The organism is Fibrella rubiginis, from assembly GCF_017353185.1.
GTDB classification, from domain to species: Bacteria; Bacteroidota; Bacteroidia; order Cytophagales; family Spirosomataceae; genus Fibrella; species Fibrella rubiginis.
Window position 1 is genome coordinate 1 of the sequence record NZ_JAFMYV010000022.1, and the last position, 24,717, is coordinate 24,717.

The following is a 24,717-nucleotide window of genomic DNA, read 5'->3' on the forward strand; positions in this document are numbered from 1 at the left end:
ATAGCCTTACCACTTTCTATTAACCTGTTCATGTAGTTCGTTTCACCTATGTAAATAGGCCTATTTTGTTGTAAAAAAAGATACCTATTTATGAAAAAATCCGGGTTAACCTACGCGATTATTGGTACAATAAACTAGCTAATCAATGGAGTTTAATGAGTTTATTGGGTTAATTATTTACGCTGAAAATGCAATTGCTTAAGTAGGGTAGCTTAGGCCCAGCGGGCCGTAACGTCGGTAGAAAATAGGCGTGTAGAGTCGATCAAGCCCCAGCGGGGCGTAACATGCGGTTGGGCTGGCCTCGCGCATGTTACGCCCCGCTGGGGCTAGGCCACCTGAGTAGAGCTACCCGTTTCTACCAACGTTACGGCCCGCTGGGCCTAAGCTACCCTACCTAGACTCCGTCGCTTTTTTTAACAACCATTGGCCCCCTTTACCCGACAGCAGTTGTCCGTTCTTATCGAACAAACCATTGGTAATCAGCCACTCCTGAAATTCGGGGGCGGGCTGAAGTCTCAGTAAATGACGGGCATAGAGGGCATCGTGGAAGCTGGTGCTCTGGTAATGCAGCATCACGTCGTCGGCACCGGGCAGGCCCATGATGAAGGTGACGCCCGCGGTGGCCAGCAGCGTGAGCAGGGTATCCATATCGTCCTGGTCGGCTTCGGCGTGGTTGGTATAGCAAATGTCGACACCCATGGGCAGGCCCAGCAGTTTGCCGCAGCAATGGTCTTCCAGTCCCGCCCGGATAATCTGCTTACCGTTATAGAGATACTCCGGCCCAATAAACCCCACTACCGAATTGACCAGCAACGGATCAAACGCCCGCGCCACGGCATAAGCCCGCACCTCGGCCGTTTGCTGATCCAGCCCGTGATGCGCGTTAGCCGACAAGGCACTCCCCTGCCCCGTCTCGAAATACATCACCTGCTGACCCACCGTACCCCGTTTTAGCGACAGCGTAGCCTCGTGGCCTTCGCGCAACAGGGCCAAATCAACGCCGAATGACCTGTTTACGGCTTCGGTGCCGCCAATGCTTTGAAACGCCAGATCAACCGGGGCGCCTTGGGCAATGGCCCGGAGTGTAGTGGTAAGGTGGCTCAGCACGCAGGTTTGGGTGGGCATGTCGTTGAGCCGTACCCGCAGTTGGTCGAGCATCTGAAGCAGTTGCACCGTGGCGGGGACACTGTCGGTGGCAGGGTTAATGCCAATCACGGCGTCGCCGGAACCATAGCCGATACCGTCGATGATGCTGGCCAGAATACCGCGCGGGTCATCGGTGGGATGGTTGGGTTGCAGGCGTGTATGTAGGCGTCCCCGCCCGCCCAGCGTATTGCGAAAGCGGGTAATTACTTCGCACTTTGCCGCTACGCTGATCAGATCCTGATTCCGCATCAGCTTCGACACCGCCGCCACCATCTCAGGCGTGAGTCCCCATGTCAGGCCCGTCAGCACCGCCGGCGTAGCGGTTTCGGACAGCAGAAAATCGCGAAAATCACCCACGGTGAGGTGGCTGATGGGAGCAAATGCAGCCCGGTCGTGGCTGTCGATGATCAGGCGCGTGATCTCGTCCTGTTCATAAGGGATGAGCGCTTCGTTCAGAAAAACGGCCAACGGGAGTTCAGCGAGGGCCATTTGTGCCGCCACGCGTTCTTCTGCCGTTTGCGCCGCCACCCCCGCCAGTTCGTCACCCGACCGCCGGGGCGTGGCCCGCGCCAACAGCGTTTTCAGGTCGTCGAACACGTAGGTCTGCTGGTGAACAGTGTGACGGAACATAGCGGTTGTTGGGTTGTTTGTGGGTTTGTCTGTTTGTTTGTCAACGGTAAGCAGCGTTCACGGCAGCAACAAACAAACAGACAAACCCACAAACAACCCAACAACCCTTCAGCTATGAAGATTTCCTGGCAAACGGCCTGTGCGCTGGTAATCTCGAATATGGTGGGTACGGGCGTGTTCACCAGCCTGGGTTTTCAGCTTAGCGCGGTGCAAAACACCTGGTCCATTATCCTGCTCTGGGTGCTGGGGGGCATGCTGGCCCTGATCGGTGCGTTTACGTTCGCTGAACTCGGCACCCATTATCCTGACGAAAACGGCGGCGATTACATCTTTATTTCGAAAGGACTGCATCCGTTTCTGGGCTACCTATCGGCCTGGGTGTCGCTGGTAGGCGGGTTTTCAGCCCCGGTAGCCATTGCGGGTAAAGCTATGGAAGCGTACCTGTCGCCGTTTGGGCTGGCTAATCCACGGGCATTGACGGTGGCCCTGATTCTAACTATGGGCGTGTTGCATTCGGTGAGCCTGAAACAGAGCAGTGTGTTTCAAAACAGCACCACACTGCTTAAAATCGGGTTCATCGGCGGGGTACTCGTACTGGGTTTTAGCCTGGCAGCTTTGCCCGGCAATGCCTTGCGGTGGGATAGCAGCTATCAGGCGGAGGTATTTACGGCCCCATTTGCGGTGTCCCTACTCTACGTTACCTATGCCTATACCGGCTGGAACGCAGCGGCCTATATCGTCTCGGAAATCCGCGACCCGCGCCGGAGCCTGCCCCGCGCCCTGCTGCTGGGAACGGTGGGCGTGGCGGCCATCTACGTTTGTTTGCAGATGGTTATGCTCCGCCACGCCAGCCTGAAGCAGTTGCAGGGACAAACCGACGTGGCCGTCATCGCATTTGGGCATTTGCTGGGGCCATCGGGAAGCCGCTGGGTGAGCGCGGGCATTGCCTTACAACTCATCGCTACCATGAGTTCCTATGTCTGGATTGGCGGGCGCATCACCCAGCGAATGGCCCAGGATTTTTCGCTTTGGCACTTTTTTGGCAAAAACTCGTCCCATCAGATTCCGGTGCGGGCCATCTGGCTGCAGATTGCCATTACACTGGGACTACTCTTTTCAGGTACGCTGGAACAGGTGTTGCTTTGTACTTCATTTGTGCTGCAACTCATGGGTACGCTGGCCGTGGCAAGCCTGCTGCGCACCCCTCGCCTACCCCATGCGTTCCACAGCCCGTGGCGTCCGTGGCTGCAATGGGCCTACATCGGTTTTAGCCTGTGCGTGCTCGGCTTTATTCTGGTCGACCGCCCCCGCGAGAGCCTCGTCGGACTGGCTATCGTGGCCGTAGGCGGGCTTACGTACTGGGTTCGGCCCGTGAGACAATAAAAACTAGTTTGTAGCTGGTCCTTATGGTCTAAACATTAAACTTTCCTTTTCGCAGTTGGTCAATAGATAAACGGCCGCGATTTGTGCGGCGGCTTTGCTCAACTAACCTACACAACTATGAACCGCTTTTCAACGCCACTGCTGGCCCTCTGTTTAACCGCCACTACCCTTGTGGCGCAGGCCCAGGGCGGCCTGGGACGTGCCATTCTGGAAGGTCTCGGCTCTATTACCCTCTCCGACGCTCAGGTAGCTGAATATTCGCGGCAGGGTGTGCAACAAATGGACGCCCAAAGCCCCGTGGCTGGCCCCAACGACCCCTACACGCAACGGCTTAACCGGATTGTAGCCCGGCATCATACCATTAGCGGTATTCCGGTCAACTATAAAGTGTATCTGGTGAAAGACGTCAATGCTTTTGCTGCCGGCGATGGCAGTGTGCGCGTATTCAAAGGCCTGATGGACATTATGACCGACGGGGAATTGATTGCCGTTATTGGTCACGAAATGGGCCACGTAGTAAACCACGACACCCGCGACGCCATGAAAAGTGGCCTCCGCCGGGCAGCTATCCGCGATGGCCTAGCCTCAACAAATGGGGCTCTGGGCCGCCTGTCGCGGTCGCAACTGGCGGGCATTGCCGACGGGCTGTATGGCGCAAAATTCAGTCGTCAACAGGAGACAGAGGCCGACGACTACAGCTACAAGTTTTTGAAAAGCCACGGCTATAGTGTACTGGCCTTGGCTACATCCTTCGAAAAGCTAGCCAAATTAGGTGGGGGAAACACCCTGGAAGTACTCTCTAGCCACCCCGACAGCCAGAAGCGAGCCGCCCGCGTCCGCGACCGTGCCCGCCGCGATGGGCTGAGGTAGCGGAGGGAAGCAAGAGGTGAGAGCCAAGAGCCAATATTGCTGACGCAAGCGTGCCTGTGCGTTAATAATCTTGGCTCTTGGCTCTCACCTCTTGCTTCTGACCTCACTTTCCCAAATTCAACCCGTAGGCGAAGCGGAAGTTGAAGATACTGGACCCTTGTTCGAAGCTGGTTTCGAAGGTGGTACCAAAGTCGATGACGTTGCCGTTGGCCAGGGGTAGCGCGTAGCCGAAAGCTGGCTCAAAATGGAAGGACGTAGCCGCCACTTCAGACACGCCAATGTCTACACCCAAGTTGAGGCCCACATGCAGGTTTTTGGCGAAATAAAACCGTGGCCCTACGTTCACCGGTATCCAGAAGTAAGTAGCCGGATACTCTGACGCATAGTAATAGCCGTAGTAGTCGTAATAGCCGCCGTACCGGTATGCTTTTTTGATGGTGCCCATCGAAAAACCCGTCTTGGCATTAAGCGTAAAATTTGACCCCAGCGGCATCTGAAACCGCCCACCCAGGCCCGTGGCAATGCCAGTGGCGTTGTATTTGCCAATGCCCACGCCAATACCCGTTTCAAGGAACACCAGGCTCCGTTCGCCAACGGTGGGCACGTGCCGCTGACGGGTGCGTGATTGCGCCAGCGTATTGGCCGTAATTGAAACTAGCAGCGAAAGAGCCAGCAGGGCAGATGTCAGTCCGTTTTTCATGGTGCTATGGTTGGTTGTGGTTGTCACTTATTTGTCAGCTACGAAAGCCAGTTTATCGGTGCCATCGTTGAGGTTAAAGATGATGTTGGACCCTGTAGCATCACCCACGCGCTCGCTGCCATAATACAATCCGTAGGCACCAGATGCCTGCTTCACTTCGATGTCGGTGAGGTCGAGGCTTTCCTGTTGCGTACCCACTTTCAGCGTGACTTTCAGATTGACAAACCCATCCTTCGGGCCTTGCGTAGCCACCACGGTACCCGAAACAGTGACACCGTTTTTGGTCACGGGCATACGGTCAATTTGAATGTCGGTTTGGCTGGAGGGTTGCTGTAGAGTGAATGAACTCAGCGTGTAGTTGCCCGCTACGGCAGCGGCAGGTTTCTGTGGAGCCACGTCGGTGGTTTTTTTGCAGGCCACTACGGGCAGCAGCATGATCAGGATAATCAGGATGCGGTTCATACGTTTTGGGTGTTTGAGCGTTGATCGGTTCGTCGTTCGACAAGGGCAAAGGTAGACCCCCGGAATGCCTCAGCTCAATACCTCATTTGTATGATTTTTTCAATTATCCTTTTGTAAATCAACCAGTTGCAAAAACAAAAAAGGGTGTCACTCTGGCCATTGACTGACCAGGGAGACACCCTTTTTTTAATCTGTCAGGGCTAAACACCCCCATTTTTCAACCGGATAGGGTCACTGATTTTACACCCGCCCCAGGTACTTATTTACGGCGGCTACTTTGGTGTGGACCTGAAGTTTTTCGTAGATATTGAAAATGTGCTTGCGTACCGTGGTAGGCGAAACAAACAGTTCGTCGGCCACCTCTTTGTGGCTGTATCCCTTCGACAACCGACCCAGAATTTCGCGTTCGCGGGGGGTCAGGACGTCCAGCTCGGTGTTGCGTTCAGCCTCGGCGGGGGCGGGTACGTTGAAGAACGACCCCACCACCTTCCGGGCAATAGAACTGCTCATGGGCGAACCGCCGTCGTGCAGTTCGCGGATGGCATCAAGCAGGCGGGCGGGCGAACTTCGTTTGAGAATGAACGAGTTAGCACCCGCTTTCAGGGCTTCAAATACCTTTTCTTCTTCGTCATAAATCGTACACATCATAAACTGCATGTCGGGGTGGCGGGGCTTCAGCAGCCGCACGCACTCGATACCGTTCATGCCCGGCAGGTCGATGTCCATCAGCACCACGTCGACGGGGTAGCGCGTGAGGTCATCCAGGGCATCTTCGGCGTTGACGTAGGTCTGTTTACACACAAACCCATCGGCCCCATTGACCAAAATGGCCAGCGACTGACGGATGTCGTCCTTGTCCTCGACGATGGCAACAATAATGGGCGTATTCATAGCGCAATGTTCAGAAAATGAGCAGGTCGATGCTATACTTCATTTGTAGTATTTTCTTTAGCGTCCAAAGTCTCGTTGTCGCTTGGCTCCAGCCGAGTGACCTATATCCAAGGGCCTCCGGCCCGTACTAGGAATTTGACATCATTTGGCCAACGGGACTCAACGTTAACTTGCGGGCCGGAGGCCCTTGGATATAGGTCACTCGGCTGGAGCCAAGCGACAACGAGCACTCTCATTTCTTGCTTCTCACCTCTTGTTTCTAATACGGAAACCGAACCAGCACACAGGTGCCCGCCTGTGTTGACTCAATATTACACGTGCCGCCCGATTCCTGCATTCGTAACGACATGTTGGTCAGCCCATTGCGGTGAATGTGAGCCAATGACGCGGGGTCGAAACCACGGCCGTTGTCGCAGATGTCAATGTGGAAAGTGCCGCCCTGTGTGGGGTTAGTCTGGGGGCGCATCCGTAACGTGACCTCGATGGCCTGGGCATGTTTGACCACGTTGTTCAGGGCTTCTTTCACCGTCAGAAACATGTTGCGGCGGTCTACACCCCGAATGATTACTTCGTCGGGCGACTCCTGAATATCGATTTTCAGTGTCAGCGGAGTGTTGTCGATAAACTCGCGGGCATACGCGCGGATGTAGGCGATGAGGCCGTTGAGGCTGTCGTTTCGGGTGTTCAGCGACCAGATAATCTCGTTCATCGACGTAACCATCGCCGCCGAAATTTCCGAGATTTTACCCACTTCGGGTACGGCCAGGGCATCCACGCGGGTTTTGGCTACCTCGCTCAATAACCCGATGGCGGTCATTGACGCGCCGAGGTCGTCGTGCATTTCTTTCGAGATGCGGGTGCGTTCTTTCTGCTGCCCGGCCAGCTCCGATTTTATGGCCGTTAGCTCCTGCTCCTGTTGGGCGGCAAGCAGGGCAGCGGCGGCAGTTTTCTGGCGTTGCCGGTAGTAGAGCCAGCCCAGCCCACCGCCTGCCGTCAGCGCCAAAACAGCCATGCCGGCTAGCCAGAGCCACATGGTTTGTCGGCGTTGGTCGGCTTCGAGGCGGGCGATCTGCGCCTGTTTTTCGGCAATTTTTTCCCGCGCTTCAGCCCGCCGCATTGTCTGATCATACGTTTCCAGTTGCTCCCGGATGGACAGGTTAGCCAGCGAATCCTTGTTGTTGGTGTATTGTTCGAGCCATTGATAAGCTGATTTATAATCACCGGATAGCACCGATAGGTCTACCATCTGCGCCAGCCACGATTGCTGTTCAGACAGGCCTGGTTTGAGCGTATCCATGATGGCGCGTGCCCGTACCAAAAAGGGACGGGCAGCGTTGGCATTTTTCTTGTCGAGATGGTTAGCCGCCAGATTACTCAAAACGCGAATCTCTTCGCTGGAAGCGCCCATTTTATGGCTTAGCACCAGAGCTTTGTTAAGGTAAAAAAAGCTCGAATCGTATTTATTAGTGCTCCTGTAGACGTAACCCAGGTTGTTATAGACTCTGATCACCATATCGACATCGCGCTCGGGTTTCAGGAGCCTGAGGGCCTGTAACGTATAGTTAGCTTCCTGCCGGTAGTTGTTCCGAACGCCATAAACCGCCCCGATATTGAACAGCGAACTGGCTATGTCGCGGTCGTTATTGGGCAGCGTTCGCCGGATAGCCAGCGCTTTCTGGTTATAGGCAATCGCCTGGTCGAGCAGGTCCTGTCGCTGATAAATAGCGGCCATGTTGTTATAAATCACCGCCTCATTGTCGCGCCGCCCCAGTGCCCTAACGTACTCAGCCATGTGGGCATATTGCCGGATAGCTTCGGCCAGATCACCCTGCCTGGCGGCCGTAATGGCCAAAGCCCCATGACTGATCATTTTGTACCGTTTTGACGTATCCGTGTTAGCCTGTTGCAGGGCCTGTTGGGCAATGGATTTAGCCTCGTCGGACCGCCCCACGTTATTGAGGGCAAACGCCAGCAGCCTCACCGCCTCGAAATAACCCCTGGCGTAGTTCACGCGCCTGGCTACGGTATAGGCTTTCTGGTAGTAGCCAAGTGCCTTTTTGGCGTCGCTGCTCTCAATGGCCTCACCCGCCCGCAACGAATTGCCCACGTAGGCCGTGTCGGTGCTATAGGCCGACGATTGGCCTGTGCTCGTATAACCCACGGAACACAAAATACTGACTAACAGAAATTTACCTGTGTACTGATGCGCCATAGCAGGTAGGTAGATAGAACAACAGTGGTAAGCGAAAAAGCCCCGCTTTATAATGCCAGCTCCCGTTAACCCCATCCACCCAAACACAAAAAAGCCGCCCCCGAGACAGGAACGGCTTTACGATTCTTCAGTTGTTGTAAAGGGATGATTAATGTACAATGAACAATGGATAATGTACAATGGCGCTTGCTTCTAAGCAGCAATTATGCGTAAGATCATTGTACATTACCCATTGTTCATTGTACATTAAAAAATGTATTTGTTCTCCGCAATCATCGCATCAGCGACGCGGCGGCGGGCATCTTTCAGGTTGATTGGCTCGATCTTGGTGAACCGTTTCAGGCCCATCAACATCACGCGCAGTTCGTCGCCTTCGGCAAAGCTGGTGATAGCGGCGCGACCGGCGTTGTTGATCTTCTCGACGGCTTCATGCAGGTAGGCCATGGCAATGTCTTTTTGCAGAGCCATGGCAGCTTCGCCTTTGATACCAATGGTTTTCTCCACGCGCAGCAGCACCGATTCAGCCACGTATACTTCGATAGCCATGTCGGCGATGTTCATCAGGATCTCCTGCTCGTGAGAGAGCTTGCCCATGAACTTCTGTGCGGCAGAACCAGCCACCATCAGCACGGCTTTTTTCAGGTTTTTCAGCACCTTCTTCTCGGCAGCAAACAGACTTTCGTCTTCGTCGCTGCTGAAGTCGGGGATCGACATGATCTCTTTACCAATAGCCAGGGCGGGGGTCATCAGGTCGAGTTCGCCCTTCATGGCCCGCTTCAGCATCATGTCTACCACCAGCATCCGGTTGATCTCGTTGGTCCCTTCAAAAATGCGGTTGATCCGGGCGTCGCGGTAGGCGCGTTCCATGGGGGCATCGGCTGAGTAGCCCATGCCGCCGTAGACCTGTACGCCCTCATCGACCACGTAATCGAGCACTTCCGAGCCGTGCACCTTCATCATGGCGCATTCAATGGCAAACTGCTCCAGGGCCTTTAGCTTGGCCGGCGCATCTTCCATGCCACCTTCTTTCAGGTCTTCAATCAGGTCGTCGATGTTCTGACCAGCGCGGTAACTGGCTGATTCAGAAGCGTATATTTTGATCGCCATTTCGCCCAACTTGTGCTTAATAGCCCCAAACCGCGAAATGTTGATGCCAAACTGCTTGCGTTCATTGGCGTACCGAACAGAATCATTCACTGCCTGCTTGGCTCCGCCAACCACGGCAATACCGAGTTTGATACGGCCAATGTTCAGGATGTTTACGGCAATCTTGAAGCCATTGCCCCGCTCCGACAGCAGGTTTTCAACGGGCACTTTCACATCGGTGAAAAACACCTGACGGGTGTCTGACCCTTTGATGCCCAGCTTGTGCTCAGGCTCGTTCATCGTGATGCCTTCGTAGGATTTCTCAACAATGAAGGCGCTTAGATTTTTGTCATCGTCAATTTTGGCGAAGACAATAAACAGGTCGGCGAAACCACCGTTGGTGATCCACATTTTCTGACCCGTGATGGTGTAAAACTTGCCATCTTCGGTCAGTTTAGCCTTGGTTTTACCCGAGTTAGCGTCGGATCCTGAATCGGGTTCGGTGAGGCAATAAGCCGCTTTCCACTCGCCCGAGGCCAGTTTGGGCAGGTACTTTCCTTTCTGCTCTTCGTTGCCGTAATACACGATAGGCAGCGTGCCAATGCCCGTGTGCGCCGACAGGGCTACCGAAAATGAATGCCCCGCGCCGGTTGCTTCAGCCACCAGCATCGAGGTATTGAAGTTCATACCAAATCCGCCGTACTCTTCAGGAACCGACGTGCCCAACAAGCCCAGTTCACCGGCCTTGTCCATCAGCGACGACATCAACGCGGGCGATTCAGCCTTGTCGATTTCGTTAAGGCGGGGCCAGATTTCGCGCTCCAAAAACTCACGGCAGGTAGCCGCAATCATTTGCTGCTCTTCCGTAAACTCTTCAGGGATAAACACTTGCGAGGCGTCGGTGTCCTTTATCAGGAACTCACCCCCTTTGATCGAAGCTTTGTTGTCGGTCGCAATCATCGTTCAGGAATTGTTATGCGTGCATACTATTTACGTGCAAAAGTGGTGAATAGTTCTATAAGTAGTATGCATGCATACCATTTTTTTTAGGCGACGCAGCATCGCCAATCGCCCGTATCTTGCGGCGTCAATCAACCCGATTTCTTTCGTAATGGATTATTTATCTACCGTTAGTAACACCACCTGGTACATCCTGGGGGGCATTGTGCTTTTTCTCATCCTGGTCATTGTGTACCTCCGCCAATCGGCGAAAAAAAGTCCGCGGGCAGTGGCGCAGGTAACGCAAAACGGCATCACGATCAAGGTAAACTACTGCCAGCCCCACAAGCGCGACCGCACCATTTTCGGCCACGTAGTAAAATACGACCGGGTATGGCGCACGGGAGCCAACGCCGCCACCCTCATTGAGTTCGCGCAGGACGTGCGCATCGCGGGCAACCGGCTGGCTAAAGGTCGCTACTCTCTCTACACCATCCCCACCCCCACCGACTGGACGGTGATCATTAACCGCCGCACGGGACAGTGGGGTATCAGCTACAAAGAAGCCGCCGACGTGCTCCGCGTCACCGCCACCACCCGCCCCTACACCCCACCCGCCGAACAGTTTTTCATCAGCTTTGAACCCCAGCCCGGCGGCGTCAACATGCTCCTCACCTGGGACGAAACGCAGGTCATCGTACCCATTCAGAAGGCGGCTTGATAGGCATATAGTACCAACTATATTTCTCCCTTTCTCATTATATTTGAGAAAAGACAAACGCTATGGAGGCAGTCATCGAGGAAATATCGGACTACGAACGCGAACGCGGTAAACCTGCGCCTTCGCTGAATCATACCTATGTGCAAAGCAACCTGTTGTTTGAATTGCACATGAAATACAGAGGTTCGTATTCAATCCTGCCCGAATTGGACTTATTGATGGCAGATGGATCAATCATGATTCCTGACATTGCTATTTATCATAAACTCCCTGTTGACTTCCTGCACGATATCCAATCGATGACAACGATGCCATTAACCGCTGTTGAGATCATTTCGCCGTCTCATCGGAACGCCGACCAGTCAAACGACGATATTCTGGCCAAATTTGAGCGGTATTTTGCAGCGGGGGTCAAGTCATGCTGGCTGGTTATTCCCAGCTTCAAAGCCATCTCAGTTTATTCTGCCCCCGGCACCTACCAGTTTTTCATGCACGATTCTACCCTCAGCGATCCCGCTACAGGTATCGAGTTACCGCTGGCTGAAGTATTTGAGTAGAATATTTCTCTAAACGAAAAACGGCTTCCACTGCGCAGTGGGAGCCGTTTTTCGTTTAAAAAAGCATCAGTTACCTTATTTTTCCGGCAGCAGAACAAACTGAATCAGGTTGTTGCCGAGGTACTTGTTGGCGGCGGCTTTTGTGCTTTCCACAGTCACGGTCTTCAGCAATTCGGGATTGCGGAGGACTTCCAGCGGGTCGTCGCCGTTGTAGTATTGGTTCGACAGGTAGCTGAGCCAGAAGCTGTTGTCTTTTAACTGCACCTCCTGTTCGCGGGTGGTTTCGGCTTTGAACTTGGCAATGTCTTTGGCGTCGGCACCATTGGTCTTCAACGCCGCAATTTCGCGGTTCACACTGGCGATAAGCTTTTGCACGTTCTCTGGGGCGCAGCCAAAATTGACCCGGAAGGTGTAGCGCGGCACAGGATAGCGGCCATAGGCACCGCTGGCGCTGACGCCATACACGCCGCTTTCATCTTCACGCAGCTTTTCTATCAGCTTGATTTCCAGCACCTCGGCCAGCGCATCGACCTGCACGGCGTTTTCGGGGGTCCAGTCGAAGTTACCTGTGTAGACGAGTTGCACAGACGCTTTGGGATCAACGCCCTTGCGCACAGTCTTAGTGAGTTGACCCTCCGGGGCGCGGATACCCAGGTCGCGGAAGTTTTCTTTTGCGCCGGTGGCGGGCAACCCACCCAGGTACGTTTCGAGCAGGGGGCGGATTTTGGCGACGTCGAAATTGCCCACGAAGGTGAACGTGAAGCCGCCCGCATCAGCAAAGCGTTCGTTGTAAATCTGCACCGCCCGGTCGAGGTTAATACGGTCGAGGTCGGCGGGGGTCAGGGGCTGGCGGCGGGGGTTATTATTGCCCAGCGTCACAGACACCGTATCCTGGAACACCTTCTGCGGCGTGGGCGTGGCGAGTTGGGCAGCCAATGCACTCTTCTGGTTCGACAGGAACCCAGCCACTACGTCAGGGTCGCGGCGGGGCTGGGTAAAGTAGCTGTAGAGCAGTTGCAGGGCCGTTTCCAGATCCTGCGGAGCCGCGCTGCCACTAATACCTTCGCCTAATTCCGAAATGTAGGGACTTACGTTCAGGGCTTTTCCCGCCAGAAATTTGCCCAACTGAATCTGGCTGAACTCACCCGTACCACCCAGCGCTATAAGCGTAGAAGCAAACCGGGCGCTCTGAAAATCGGGCAGGTCATAGAGCGACGTGCCGCCGAGGCTGTTGCCCGTAAACAGAATCTGATCGTTTTTGAACGTCGTGGGTTTCAGTACCACCCGCACCCCGTTTTTCAGCTTTAATTCCGTCACGCCGATCTTGTCGATCTTCGTTTCACTTACCACCGGGCCGGGGGTGGGTTGTTTGGGCAGCAGGGGCTTGTCAATCGTTTTGTCGTCGTAGGCAGTCAGGTCTTTCCCGGCGGCGTCGATGTAGCCAATCACCTGCTCAACAGAGGGCAGTTTAGCCCGATCTTTCTCCGGCGCCATCAGCACCACGGCCCGGTTTTCATTCCGAATGAACTGATCCACCAGGCCGTTGATATCCTTTAAAGCAATGCCCGACAAGGTACTTTTCAGGAAATCGTAATAGAACCCGATGTTCACAACCGGCTCCTGGTCGGTAAAGTTGCCTACGTACTGACCCACGTAGCTGGATGAGCGCGTTTTGTCGCGTTCGAGGTACGCCTGTTCGGCCCCGCGCAGGAGTTCGGTTTTGGCACGGGCGAGTTCGGTGGGAGTAAAACCGAACTGCTTCACGCGGGCGTTCTCGTCGAGCAGGGCACGGATAGACCGCTGGATGTTCCCTTCCTTAGCCACGGCAAAGGCCGTAAACGCGTCGAGGTTGCCCAAAAAGCCGCCGTAGTTGCTGTAGCCGTACAAAAATGGCGGGTCGGCCTGCTGCGTGAGTTCCTGGATCCGGTTGCCCAGCATGGCGTTGAAGAGGTCGCGGGCCACGTCGGCGCGGAGGTCGCCCAGTACCTTTTCCTTTACTTCGGGCCGTTTGTAAATCAGTTGCACTACGGTATTGGGCTGCTCATTATCGGTCACGATCACCACTTTCGTGTCTTTGTGGGCCGGGATCGTGTAGTTAGGCCGGGGCGTTGGCGTAGTGGCCTTCGGAATGCGCCCGAACTTCTCGCGGATCATAGCCTCCACTTTCTTCACGTCGAAGTCTCCCACCGCTACCACGGCCATTAGGTCGGGGCGGTACCAGGTTTTGTAGAAATCGCGCAGCACCTGCGGCTTGAACGTGCGGATGATGCTGTCTTTGCCAATAGGTAACCGCATGGCATAGCGCGAGTTGTTCAGGATGGCCGGAAAATACTTGTCGCGCATCCGTTGCTGTGCCCCCCGGCCCAGCCGCCACTCTTCCAGCACCACACCACGCTCTTTATTGATCTCGGTGGTGTCGAGCGAAATGTTGTGCGCCCAGTCTTCCAGAATCTGCATCGACCGCTCGAACACGTTGGCCGAATCGGTCGGGACGGGCAGTTCATACACGGTCTCGTCGAAGCTGGTATAGGCGTTCAAATCAGCCCCAAACCGAATACCCGACGACTGCAAAAAACTCACCAGCTCATTTTTGGGGAAGTTTTTGGTGCCGTTGAAGGCCATATGCTCCATGAAATGCGCCAGGCCCTGCTGGGCGTCGTTTTCCAGCACCGACCCCGCCCGCACCACCAGCCGGAGTTCGGCGCGGTTGGCGGGTTCGGCATTCTTGCGGATGTAGTAAGTCAGGCCGTTGGGCAGTTTCCCCACCATCACGTCCTTGTCGAACGGAATGGGCGCGGCCAGGTTGAACGGTTTGGGCGGGGCGGCTAGTTTGGCGGCTGCTTTTGTGCCCGGTTTTGGTTTTGCCGGTGCCTGTGCCCAGCTACTATTGGCACAAAAAAGTACCGCCAGCATCAGCAGAAGCGGTTTTCTAACAAGTTGACACATAGGTTAGTGATGAATAAGGCACGCGTATTTGTGTAACCAAATGTAGATAGGAACGGATTCCGGTATTGATAAATTATGCCGAAGCTGTCAACTGGTTGGTTAGACCAGTGGCTAAGGTTTGCCTGTACTAACGCTGTATCTACTCACTACCGGTGTACTTTTGCGCCCGATACATTAATCATACATCATCCACCATGAAAGTTTTCTTTTCATTTTGCCTCGCACTGACCGTGACCGTGGCTGCTCAGGCGCAGTCTATCTACAAACCGTTTAAAGTCAACGTATCAATCGGTGCGGCTATTCCAAGTGGCGGCGGCGGTGCTTTGTTTGCCATTGAACCTAAATACGGTATCAATGACCAGATCGACGTTGGTCTGCGTATTGAAGGGGCTGCTATGGCCCGCAACGTAGTTGTTAATGGCAATACCAGTTCAGGTGACGCTCAGTTTGCCAGTTCGTTTATCCTGACGGGCAACTACATGTTCTCGGACGAAGGCTTCCGGCCATTTGTGGGTATCGGTGCCGGTATTTATGGTGTAGCCGGCACAGGCTTCACTGCTACCAGCGGAACGGGCGGCACAGCCACCAACGGCAACATTGCGGCAGCCTCGGTATTTGGCGGCATGGGTCGGGTTGGCTTCAAAACCGGTCACTTTGTTTTGGGCGTTGAATACAACCTCATCCCCAACTCAAATTCAGTGGTTTATGATAGCCAGGGCACCACAAAAGTTGGCACCTCGGTACAAAGCAAAAACTCGTACGCAGGTATCAAAGTTGGTTTCGACATTGGCGGCGGCCGTCGGTAGATTTTTTAAGTTTAAGGTTTAAAGTCCAAGCGTCCAACGTTCTTCTCGCCTGTCGGGAGAGCAACGTTGGACGCTTGGACTTTAAACCTTAAACTCACTTGTGAACATTGCCCTTATTGGCCCCGGCAAGGTGGCCCACCTGCACGCGCAGGCTACGCAGCAACTTCCCGGCGCGACACTCGTAGCTGTTTGTGGCCGTAACCCCGACAAAACTGCCGACTTCGCCCGGCAATACAGCATTGCGCCTTATACCAATGTCGCTCAGATGGTCACGCGCGAAAACGTCGATGTCTGTGTAGTGCTTACCCCCCACCCCAACCACCGTGACCCCACCGTGGCGGCCTTACTAGCTGGCGCTAACGTACTGGTGGAGAAACCCTTAGCTGCTTCCGTAGCTGATTGCGATGCCATGATTGCCGCGGCCAAACAGGCGGGTAAACTGCTCAGCGTGGTTAGTCAGCGGCGATTCTATGCACCTAGTCAGCGGATTCGGGAAGCCATCGATTCGGGTAAAATTGGCCTGCCCGCGCTGGGCATGGTGCAGATGCTGGGCTGGCGCGACGAGGCCTACTACCGGTCTGACCCCTGGCGTGGTTCGTGGGCGCATGAAGGTGGCGGGGTGCTGGTCAATCAGGCCCCGCACCAACTTGATCTGTTGCTCTGGTACATGGGCGAACCCGTGTCGGTCTACGGACAATGGCGCAACGTGAACCACCCGTATATTGAGGTAGAAGACACAGCAGCGGCCATTGTACAGTTCAAAAATGGGGGCATCGGCAACATTGTAGCCAGCAACAGCCAGCGACCCGGCCTTTATGGTAAAGTGCATATTCACGGGTCAAGCGGGGCGTCGGTGGGGGTGCAGACTGATGGTGGCAGCATGTTCATTGCGGGCCGGTCGGGCATTCAGGAACCACCCGTCAACGACATCTGGATGGTGCCCGGCGAAGAGTCCATGCTGGAACAGTTTAAAGCGGAAGACCACGCTTTTTTCGGCCAAATCAACGCCCTAACCCATTATTTCGGGCTACAACTCGCCGATTTCTGCGCTGCCATCCGCGAGGAAAGGCCCCCCGCCGTCACGGCAGAAGACGGCCGTCGGGTGGTGCAACTGTTCGAAGCTATCTACGAATCGCAGCGAACGGGGCAGGCAGTGCAGTTGTAGCGCTTGTGTGGTATTGAGCTGATTAGCTACGCGCTTCGGTGGGCTGACGGCTGGCCCTTCGACTGGGCCGGTCCGCCGGTGCGGTCCCCGACAAGCTCAGGGTGACAGGAAACTAGAATCAAATCTACTGAACTGCTCTAGATGGGCTGTCACCCTGAGCTTGTCGAAGGGCTTGAAGCGCGAAGCCCACTACCGCACAAAGCCGCCCTGGCCTTACAAAATCCCGTTAATCAAATACGTCTGCTTATTGAACGTCACAACCTCGCCCACAGACTTTCCACGTAGCAGTGCTCCGATAGGCGACGCTGGCGAGACGGCCATGTAAGGTTGCCCATCAACCAATAACCGACCGGCACTGATGGCGATGTAGAAATTTCCTGCCGAGGTCAGCACTAAACTGCCTGGCCGAACAACGGGGCCGGGCGGAGCCAAGGGGTCAAGGTGTTCCAGTTCCTGACGCATTCGCTGGGCATCGGCCAGGAGTTGGGCGTGGCGGTCGCGCTCTAGCTGAGCCATGGCGCGGCCCGTTTCGTATTTGTCTCCCGCCGAACTTTTCGATTCTGCATTAGCCGATTCCTGCGCCGCTGTCATCGCCTCCGTAGCGGTTTGAATGCGCTGCTGCACATAAGCCATACAGGCGTCGTAGAGGTGGTTTTTCATCGTAAAGAAGCAAGAAATGAGAGCCAAGAAACAAGACCAACAAGCTAATGGCCCGTTCTTGTTTCTTGACTCTCATTTCTTGCTTCTCAATTTATTTATTTCAACGCCGGTGCGATAGCCTGTTTCCAGACGTCATAGCCGGCGGCGTTCATGTGCAGGCTGTCGGCGGTGAACAATTCGGGGCGGGGCTGTCCGGCGGCGTTGAGCATGGGCGTATACACGTCTACGAAGGATGTATTTTTCTGGCCGCTCAGGTAATTTTTGATCAGTGCGTTGGCCTCTGTTTGCACTGCCATTTGCTGCCGACGGGCCGGACTGGGTTTAATTGACACGTAGGTAAACGTGGCACCGGGCACGTTTTTCCGTACCAGCATAAACAGGGTCAGCACGTTGTTATATACTTCGCGAGCAGTCTTTTTGCTCTGTGCGATATCATTGTCTCCGGCGTAGAGCACCACCTGCCGGGGTTTGTAGGGCGTAATGATGCGCGGCGAAAATTTAATCACGTCGGCCACCTCTGAGCCACCAAAACCGCGTTGCAAGACGGTCTTTCCCGGAAACGCTTCGCTTAGGCCAGGCCATAGCTTGATCGATGAACTGCCCACAAACAGAATAGGGTTAGCAGGCGGGGGAGTAGCCTTATCTGCTGCTTCAAACGCGGCGATCTCGCTTTCATAATTGGCGGCCTGTTGCGCCCATCCCGACAAGCTTAACAACGTCAGTAACAGGGCTATCGCTTTAGTTTTCATGGTCTATATGGTTAATTGTATAGGTAAGACTGATTTGAGAGCGAAACGTTTAAAGGAGGAGAAGCAAGAGGCAAGAAGTGAGAAATAAGACGTGAGGACAATTCTTGTTTCTTGCCTCTCACCTTTTGCTTTTCTCTTTCAAATAAACGGCACTACGGTTTCCAGCTTCATACCACGCGAACCCTTAATCAGGATGTGGGTGTCCTGCATAGGGTTATCGGCGATCCAGTTGTGGAGCGAAAATTTGTCGGGGAAATAATAAGCTTTGGGCAGGGCGGGCAGGGCATATTTCATGTCGTGGCCCGATAAGATAACCAGGTCGAAGTGCTGCGCGGCTACCAGTTCGCCCAGAGCGGCGTGTTCGGCCTCGCTTTCGTCACCCAGTTCATACATGTCACCCAGGATCACGGCCCGGCGTTTGGCCTTTTGCTGTCCAAACTGCTGTACCGCCGCCGCCATCGACGAGGGGTTGGCATTATAGGCATCGAGCCAAACGGTGTTGGTGCCCTTCGTTATCCGTTGCGACCGGTTGTTGGTCGGGTTATAATCGGCCACGGCCTGCAGGGCCTCGGTCTGCGGCACGTCGAAATAGGCTCCCACGGCCAGAGCAGCGGCCATATTGGCAAAATTATACAGTCCCGGCAAGTGCGTGACTACACGTGGTTTGGCGGCAAAATCGGTGGTGGCGTCTTCAAAAATGACTACTGGTGCTTCCTGTTCAATGGCATATTGCCCATCAGTCCAATAGGGAATAACCTCACGGAACTGGCGCTCGGCGACCATGGCACGGAGAGTTGCGTCCTGCTGATTTACAAACACCGTACCGCCTGTTTCGGCCAGGTAATCAAACAGTTCACCCTTGCCTTTACGTACGCCTTCCACGCCGCCAAACCCTTCCAGGTGCGCTTTGCCTATATTAGTGATCAGCCCGTGGGTGGGTTCGCAAATGCGGCTGAGCATGGCAATTTCCCGTTGATGGTTCGCTCCCATTTCAATCACGGCCATCTGCGTGTTGGCGGGGTCGATACGTAATAGCGTCAGCGGTACACCAATGTGGTTATTGAGGTTACCCACCGTCGCCTCAACGCGGTATTTCCTGGCCAGCACCGCCGCCATCAACTCTTTCGTAGTCGTCTTACCATTCGAGCCGGTCAGCCCTATTACCGGAAACGTAAATTGCCGCCGGTGATGCCGGGCCAGATCCTGCATGGCGGTCAGCGCGTCGGGTACGAGCAGGCACCGGTCGCGGTCGGCGGCCAGGGCTTGGTCGGCCACGGCGGGGTCGTCAATGAGGGCGTAGCGGGCACCTTCGGCCAGGGCGGTCAGGGCAAATTCGTTGCCGTTGAAGGTGTCGCCGCGCAGGGCTACAAACAAACAGCCGGGCGTGATCTGCCGGGTGTCGGTGGAAATACCCTGACAGGCCAGAAATGCGTTATACAGTTGCGGAAGCATGTTTTTGTCTTGTGTTTGTTATAGCCTGACTGATAGAACGCAGATTATTATGATCTTATCTAATCATATGGATCATAACGATCTGCGTTCTATCAGCCAGGCAATAGCAAACTTGTCTTTTGATCAAAATTAGTATGCCATACGGATTTACGCTGTTGCTTTGGTTGACCGGTCTGATGGCGATGGCACAAACCACGCCGCCTATTACGGTGAAATACGATACGCAGCCCATGGTTACGGCCAACGGGCGGCTCCTGCTCAACGCCTGGGCGGGGGGCCTCAACGCGGCGCAGTTTGCCACCATGAACCTAAACGCCGACGCGCAGCCCGATCTGGTGGTTTTTGATCGTACCAACAACAAAATCAGCACGTTTCTCTCCACCACCAATGCCACCGGCGGTAGCATCTGGCAGTATGCTCCACAGTACGAAGGCTCCTTTCCGAAGGTTGGCAACTGGCTGATTTTGAGCGATTATGACGGCGACGGTCGCAAAGACTTGTTCTCATCGGCACCGGCGGGGATTCAGGTATGGCGCAACACGTCAACCGGCGGCACAGTAAGCTGGCAAAGCGTGGTAAACCCGCTGTATCATGAGGGCTTCAACGGCCAAACCAACCTCTACCTCTCTCCGACCGATGTACCTGCTATTCTGGATTATGACGGCGACGGCGACGTAGACATCATTGCGTTCGATTATGCCGGGGGCAACACGGCCGTTTATTATCAGAATCTGAGCAAACAGCGGCAAAACACCGTGGCCGTGCCGGGGCTTGATTTTAAGCGGCAGGGCAATTGCTGGGGCAATTTTGAGAAAGAGTTTTGCAACGATTTCCGCTTCGGCATCAGTTGTGACGCAGGTGGCCGGGTGGGCATTCCCAACGCCCGACCCGAGCACTCCGGCAACGCCCTGGCCCTTTTCGACGTCAATGGCGACGGTAGTAAAGACATTGTGTTTGGCTATGTAAGCTGCAACAATCTGGCGGCGATCTACAATACTGGCCCCAATTCGGAGAAGGCCAATTTCACCCGTTTCGACGCCGATTTTCCGAAGGTAAACCCCGTTAAGTTCCCTGTTTTCCCCGCTGCTTATTTTGAAGACGTTGACGGCGACGGACTAATCGATTTGCTGGCCACGCCCAACGTGTCGTCGAACGAGGGCTATCTGTTTGATTTCAAGGCATCTACGCTATTTTACAAAAACAAAGGCACGGCTACGAAGCCAAATTTTACCTACGTACAAAACGATTTTCTGCAGGCTGACATGATCGACGTGGGCGAAAACGCCGCGCCTGCCTTTGCCGATCTTGATGGCGATGGTGACCTCGACATGCTCGTGGGGCAGGCAGGATCACCCGGTACCAATGGCTACCGCGCCCGGCTCTGGCGGTTCGACAACACCGGCACAGCTGCCAAACCCTCTTTTACACTGACCAACACCGACTTTTTGGGCCTGAGCAAGAGCGATTCGCTCACCAACCTGCGGCCTTACTTTGTTGATTTAGACGGCAATAAGCTGCCCGACCTGGTTATTTCGGCGACCTCGCCAACGGGTAATCTGCTACGGTGGGTACCCAACATGGGGTTGGTGGATCTGGTAAACCCGTTTACCTGGCAAGCCGCCCAGCGCATTACACTGCCCGTTAATGCATCGCCCGCCGAGGCGCTGGCTTTCGGCGACGTCGATGCCGATGGTAAGCCTGACATGCTGGTAGGCGGCAACGCGGGCAACGTGTCTTACCTACGCAACACCACTCCAGGCGGCACCAGCCCGACAGTCACGTTTGCGCTCCAGACCACAGCGCTGGCGGGTATTGGCCTGGACCTCTCGAACCGTAACCCGGCGCTGGTTTTTGCCGATATGAACGCCGACGGTAAGCCTGAACTGCTTACGATTAGCCGCCCTGGCACGGTTAACTTGTATCGCCTGGCCGACAAGCCCGAACAGCCCGGCACCCGCCTCGATTCGCTGACGGGCCTGGGCTTTCCGGGTCTGAATGTGCTCACTGCCGCTGCCGACCTCACCGGCGACGGCCTGCCCGATCTGATGATTGGTACCCAGGCCGGGGGGCTTCGGTTTGTGCGCAACACATCCGAAAAACCGCTTATCCTGGCTACAGAGACCTTTTTTAAGCCGTGGGCATACCCCAACCCAACCGACCGCTTTGTTACGATCATGCCTCCCCACGCAGGTTCTCTCGATGTGCTGAGCACCGACGGGCGGCGGGTGCTGGCGGGGCAATTAGTAGTAAAACAGGCTGAGTGTAGACTTGATCTGGGCAACCTGCCGGGAGGCGTATACCTGCTGCGCCTCACGGCTCCGGGCGAACCAACAAAAGTCAGCCGCGTGGTGTTAGGTCGGTAAACACATGCGTTATGGAAAACCTTAATAACTCCGATCAGCAGCGCGTTGATCAAAATTCGGGCGGGCCGCTGGAAGGTATGTCGCCGCAGAGCGTAAACATGCCGGGTAATGACGTCAACGAAGAAAATGCCGTTTATGCTGAGTTTGGCCTCGACGGGCAGCCCGACGTGATGAACCCCGGTGATGAAGAGGCCTCCGATACCATTCTTTATACCGACAACGCCGTAGCTACCGACATGACCGATATGGTTTCGGATACAACCCTGGACGACAGCGACCTTCCCGCCGAATTCTACAATGACGTAGACAACGTGAGTGAGGCCAAACTGGAAGCCGAAATGGACATGCTCGACGACGAGGCTGACGATGATGACCGCAACGCTGAACTAGGCGAAAACTTCAACGGGAGGGCATAAAAGGAAGTTTAATGTTTAAGGTCCAAAGTCTAATGTTGCTCCGTCAGACAAGCGCGAAGCAACATTAGACTTTGGACCTTAAACATTAAACTTCCTTTTTATGCCCTCCCGTAACAATTTCTTAACAAACCCCTCGCCGAACTCCCTCAAAGTATGGGCAACTTTGCGGTGGCGATCAGTACCGCCAAATCCGTAATTAACTCATATACACTATGTTCGGCTTAGAGACCGGCGTTTTTGTACTTCTGGCTATCTGTCTGTTAGCCGCCTGTGCCTTCGAATTCATCAACGGTTTTCACGATACGGCCAACGCCGTAGCCACTGTCATCTACACCAATTCGCTGCAACCTACTCAGGCCGTCATCTGGTCGGGGATATGGAATTTCATCGGTGTTGTGACTGGTGGCGTAGGGGTCGGCATGAGTATTGTCAACCTGCTGCCCGTTGAACTACTGATTGATCAGAACATCTATCATAGTATTGCCATGGTGCTGGCGCTGTTGCTGAGCGCCATTATCTGGAACTTTGGCACCTGGTATTTTGGCTTACCCGCATCGAGTTCGCACACGCTGATCGGGGCTATCCTGGGTGTAGGGCTGGGGTATGCCCTGCTTCCCGACAACACTACGGGGGTTGCCGCTGTGAACTGGGGCGAGGCCGAGAAGGTATTTCTTGCGCTGTTTTTGTCACCCCTGATCGGTTTTGGGCTGGCCGTGGTGCTCATGTTCGTGCTACGCCGTAGCCTGAACAAAGATATGCGCAAGCAGCTCTTCGACGAACCGCATCCCGGTCAGGCCCCACCGCTATGGGTACGTGGGTTGCTTATTACCACCTGCACACTGGTCAGTTTCTTTCACGGGCGCAACGATGGCCAGAAAGGCATTGGCCTCATCATGCTGATCCTGATTGGTATTCTCCCTGCTTATTTCGCCATCAACACCCGCCTCGACATCAAAAACCTTCAGCCTGACCTGACCACCGTGCAGCAAAAGGTAGCCATGATTGATACGAAGCTATTGAGCAAAACTGACCTCGACCGTATTCAGAAGATAAACGCCAGCATTGCCAGTCTGCAACCTGCCGTTACGACGGGAAATTACCCTAAAGGGGGCGGCATGGATATCCGGAAAGCATTGCTCACCATCAGTAGCAACACAAAGCAACTTATTGGCAGTGAAGATGTTAAGCTAAGCGAGTCTGACAAATCGGCCTTGCGCAAAGCGGCCACTATTGAGGAAGAAGGCTTGCGGAAATATACCGACCACGCCCCATTCTGGGCTATACTGATGATTTCGCTCTCGCTGGGCTTCGGCACCATGATTGGCTGGAAACGCATTGTGGTTACTGTGGGTGAAAAGATCGGCAAATCGCACCTGACCTACGCCCAGGGTGCCTCGGCCGAACTCGTGGCGGCCACCACTATCGGTCTGGCATCAGGCCTGATCCCGGGGTTCAAAGCACCCGTGAGCACCACCCATGCCCTGTCGTCGGGTATTGCCGGGGCCATGGTGGCAAGTAAAGGGATCAAAAATTTACAAGCTAAAACCGTGCAGAGTATTGCTCTTGCCTGGGTACTGACCCTACCCGTGGCGATACTGCTGTCGGCGTCGCTGTTTCTTATATTCCGGCTGATACTTGGGTAGCGTGATCTTCAGTAAACTGGAGGCTCCCTTTACACCCCCGCTACAGCTTCCAGCTCCAGTTTGAAACCATAGTGTAGTACCGGCACGGGCACCACAGCACGGGCAGGTTTGTGGTCGCCAAAGAAATCAGCGTAGAGGGTATTAATTATGCCCCATTCGGCAATGTCGGTCAGGTAGATGCGCACGTGAATGACCTGATCGGGCGACGAACCGGCGGCAGCCAGAATGGCCCGGAGGTTGGCCAGTACAGCCTTGGTCTGGGCGGTAATGGAGGCGTCGGTCAGCTTGGTACCATCGGGCAAAATCGGTAGAATACCAGCCAGATAAGCCGTTTTCTCATGCACGATGGCCTGCGAGTAATGCCCTCCGGGAGGGGCTGCATTGGGAGTTTGAATACGGGTCATGGAACGGATTTAGCAACTACATACAGGCAGCGCATACCTTTGTCTGATCAAAAATACTCTAATCGCAATGACCTTCCGCGCTGCCAACGACACCGACCGCCCCGCGCTGATTGCCCTGTTGACGCAGGCTAACCTGCTCACCGACGATCTGCCCGATGAGCTGTCTACCTTTTTGCTGGCTTACGAAGGAGACACGCTGGTAGGCGCAGCCGGGCTTGACCTGGTGGATGAGTTTGGCCTTCTGCGTTCGGTAGCCGTGGCACCTGATCACCGCGGACAGTACCTGGGCCATACGCTGGTAGAGGGGGTGCAGCAAGCAGCACTGGCGCACAATTTCACTGACATCTATCTGCTTACAACTACCGCAACGGCCTTCTTCGAGCAGTTAGGCTATGAAGTAATTGACCGCGAAGCCGTACCTGAAGCCATTGCCCAAACTCGCCAGTACCGCGAACTCTGCCCCGATTCGGCCATTGTCATGTATCAAAAAATGGTATGAAGTTTAAAGTCCAAAGT

Annotated in this window: 21 protein-coding genes; 10 read left to right on the forward strand and 11 right to left on the reverse strand. The window is 54.7% G+C overall.

Going from position 1 to position 24,717, the window contains the following annotated elements; translation table 11 throughout:
- Window positions 1–390 precede the first annotated feature (390 nt).
- A complete protein-coding gene (locus J2I47_RS26000) occupies window positions 391–1,776 on the reverse strand; it encodes an ethanolamine ammonia-lyase subunit EutB (RefSeq protein ID WP_207367556.1) in 1,386 nt (461 codons plus the stop codon).
- A 114-nt stretch (window positions 1,777–1,890) separates the two neighbouring features.
- On the opposite strand from J2I47_RS26000, the gene J2I47_RS26005 reads away from it, so the two are divergent.
- On the forward strand, window positions 1,891–3,159 hold the full coding sequence (locus J2I47_RS26005) for an APC family permease (RefSeq protein ID WP_207367557.1): 1,269 nt from the start codon (window positions 1,891–1,893) through the stop codon (window positions 3,157–3,159).
- Between the two features lie 117 nt (window positions 3,160–3,276).
- The gene (locus J2I47_RS26010; protein WP_207367558.1) at window positions 3,277–4,029 is read left to right on the forward strand and encodes a M48 family metallopeptidase; all 753 of its coding nucleotides are present in this window, start codon (window positions 3,277–3,279) and stop codon (window positions 4,027–4,029) included.
- 103 nt (window positions 4,030–4,132) lie between these two features.
- Here the strand turns inward: J2I47_RS26010 and J2I47_RS26015 are convergent, their stop codons facing one another.
- The 5 genes from J2I47_RS26015 to J2I47_RS26035 all read right to left on the reverse strand — a co-directional run bounded on the left by J2I47_RS26015 (window position 4,133) and on the right by J2I47_RS26035 (window position 10,340).
- Window positions 4,133–4,729, reverse strand: a complete 597-nt coding sequence (locus tag J2I47_RS26015) for a hypothetical protein (RefSeq protein ID WP_207367559.1) — start codon at window positions 4,727–4,729, stop codon at window positions 4,133–4,135.
- 27 nt (window positions 4,730–4,756) lie between these two features.
- Window positions 4,757–5,191, reverse strand: coding sequence for a hypothetical protein (locus tag J2I47_RS26020; protein WP_207367560.1), 435 nt, complete (start codon window positions 5,189–5,191; stop codon window positions 4,757–4,759).
- A gap of 240 nt (window positions 5,192–5,431) precedes the next feature.
- Entirely contained in the window at window positions 5,432–6,082 is a 651-nt protein-coding gene (locus J2I47_RS26025; RefSeq protein ID WP_207367561.1) for a response regulator transcription factor, read from the reverse strand.
- A 259-nt stretch (window positions 6,083–6,341) separates the two neighbouring features.
- A complete protein-coding gene (locus J2I47_RS26030; RefSeq protein WP_207367562.1) occupies window positions 6,342–8,294 on the reverse strand; it encodes an ATP-binding protein in 1,953 nt (650 codons plus the stop codon).
- A gap of 246 nt (window positions 8,295–8,540) precedes the next feature.
- Window positions 8,541–10,340 carry an acyl-CoA dehydrogenase FadE gene (locus J2I47_RS26035; protein ID WP_207367563.1) on the reverse strand — a complete coding sequence of 600 codons (1,800 nt, stop codon included), beginning with the start codon at window positions 10,338–10,340 and terminating at the stop codon, window positions 8,541–8,543.
- Window positions 10,341–10,491: 151 nt separating this feature from the next.
- On the opposite strand from J2I47_RS26035, the gene J2I47_RS26040 reads away from it, so the two are divergent.
- Together J2I47_RS26040 and J2I47_RS26045 are read left to right on the forward strand one after the other, a co-directional pair.
- Window positions 10,492–11,040 carry a DUF2911 domain-containing protein gene (locus tag J2I47_RS26040; RefSeq protein WP_207367564.1) on the forward strand — a complete coding sequence of 183 codons (549 nt, stop codon included), beginning with the start codon at window positions 10,492–10,494 and terminating at the stop codon, window positions 11,038–11,040.
- A 62-nt stretch (window positions 11,041–11,102) separates the two neighbouring features.
- Complete coding sequence (locus J2I47_RS26045; RefSeq protein WP_207367565.1) at window positions 11,103–11,597, forward strand: Uma2 family endonuclease; 495 nt, start codon at window positions 11,103–11,105, stop codon at window positions 11,595–11,597.
- A 75-nt stretch (window positions 11,598–11,672) separates the two neighbouring features.
- Here J2I47_RS26045 and J2I47_RS26050 read toward each other — a convergent pair whose 3' ends face one another.
- Complete coding sequence (locus J2I47_RS26050; protein WP_229374955.1) at window positions 11,673–14,543, reverse strand: M16 family metallopeptidase; 2,871 nt, start codon at window positions 14,541–14,543, stop codon at window positions 11,673–11,675.
- A gap of 194 nt (window positions 14,544–14,737) precedes the next feature.
- On the opposite strand from J2I47_RS26050, the gene J2I47_RS26055 reads away from it, so the two are divergent.
- Window positions 14,738–15,349, forward strand: coding sequence for a hypothetical protein (locus tag J2I47_RS26055; RefSeq protein ID WP_207367566.1), 612 nt, complete (start codon window positions 14,738–14,740; stop codon window positions 15,347–15,349).
- Window positions 15,350–15,449: 100 nt separating this feature from the next.
- Complete coding sequence (locus J2I47_RS26060) at window positions 15,450–16,514, forward strand: Gfo/Idh/MocA family protein (RefSeq protein WP_207367567.1); 1,065 nt, start codon at window positions 15,450–15,452, stop codon at window positions 16,512–16,514.
- Window positions 16,515–16,727: 213 nt separating this feature from the next.
- Here the strand turns inward: J2I47_RS26060 and J2I47_RS26065 are convergent, their stop codons facing one another.
- The 3 genes from J2I47_RS26065 to J2I47_RS26075 form a co-directional block, all read right to left on the reverse strand.
- A complete protein-coding gene (locus tag J2I47_RS26065; RefSeq protein WP_207367568.1) occupies window positions 16,728–17,174 on the reverse strand; it encodes a 3-oxoacyl-ACP synthase in 447 nt (148 codons plus the stop codon).
- Window positions 17,175–17,269: 95 nt separating this feature from the next.
- Window positions 17,270–17,923 carry a GDSL-type esterase/lipase family protein gene (locus tag J2I47_RS26070; RefSeq protein ID WP_207367569.1) on the reverse strand — a complete coding sequence of 218 codons (654 nt, stop codon included), beginning with the start codon at window positions 17,921–17,923 and terminating at the stop codon, window positions 17,270–17,272.
- A 138-nt stretch (window positions 17,924–18,061) separates the two neighbouring features.
- Window positions 18,062–19,375: a UDP-N-acetylmuramoyl-tripeptide--D-alanyl-D-alanine ligase gene (locus tag J2I47_RS26075; RefSeq protein WP_207367570.1), complete on the reverse strand. Its 1,314-nt coding sequence runs from the start codon at window positions 19,373–19,375 to the stop codon at window positions 18,062–18,064.
- Between the two features lie 134 nt (window positions 19,376–19,509).
- On the opposite strand from J2I47_RS26075, the gene J2I47_RS26080 reads away from it, so the two are divergent.
- The 3 genes from J2I47_RS26080 to J2I47_RS26090 all read left to right on the forward strand — a co-directional run bounded on the left by J2I47_RS26080 (window position 19,510) and on the right by J2I47_RS26090 (window position 23,797).
- Window positions 19,510–21,738, forward strand: coding sequence for an FG-GAP-like repeat-containing protein (locus J2I47_RS26080; RefSeq protein ID WP_229374956.1), 2,229 nt, complete (start codon window positions 19,510–19,512; stop codon window positions 21,736–21,738).
- 11 nt (window positions 21,739–21,749) lie between these two features.
- Complete coding sequence (locus J2I47_RS26085) at window positions 21,750–22,154, forward strand: hypothetical protein (protein WP_207367571.1); 405 nt, start codon at window positions 21,750–21,752, stop codon at window positions 22,152–22,154.
- A 212-nt stretch (window positions 22,155–22,366) separates the two neighbouring features.
- Window positions 22,367–23,797 (forward strand): inorganic phosphate transporter, encoded by a 1,431-nt coding sequence (locus J2I47_RS26090; RefSeq protein WP_207367572.1) that lies wholly within the window; start codon window positions 22,367–22,369, stop codon window positions 23,795–23,797.
- Between the two features lie 29 nt (window positions 23,798–23,826).
- Here J2I47_RS26090 and J2I47_RS26095 read toward each other — a convergent pair whose 3' ends face one another.
- The gene (locus J2I47_RS26095; RefSeq protein WP_207367573.1) at window positions 23,827–24,201 is read right to left on the reverse strand and encodes a RidA family protein; all 375 of its coding nucleotides are present in this window, start codon (window positions 24,199–24,201) and stop codon (window positions 23,827–23,829) included.
- A 67-nt stretch (window positions 24,202–24,268) separates the two neighbouring features.
- Between J2I47_RS26095 and arsN2 the strand changes: the two genes are divergently transcribed.
- Complete coding sequence (arsN2, locus tag J2I47_RS26100; protein ID WP_207367574.1) at window positions 24,269–24,700, forward strand: arsenic resistance N-acetyltransferase ArsN2; 432 nt, start codon at window positions 24,269–24,271, stop codon at window positions 24,698–24,700.
- Window positions 24,701–24,717 lie beyond the last annotated feature (17 nt).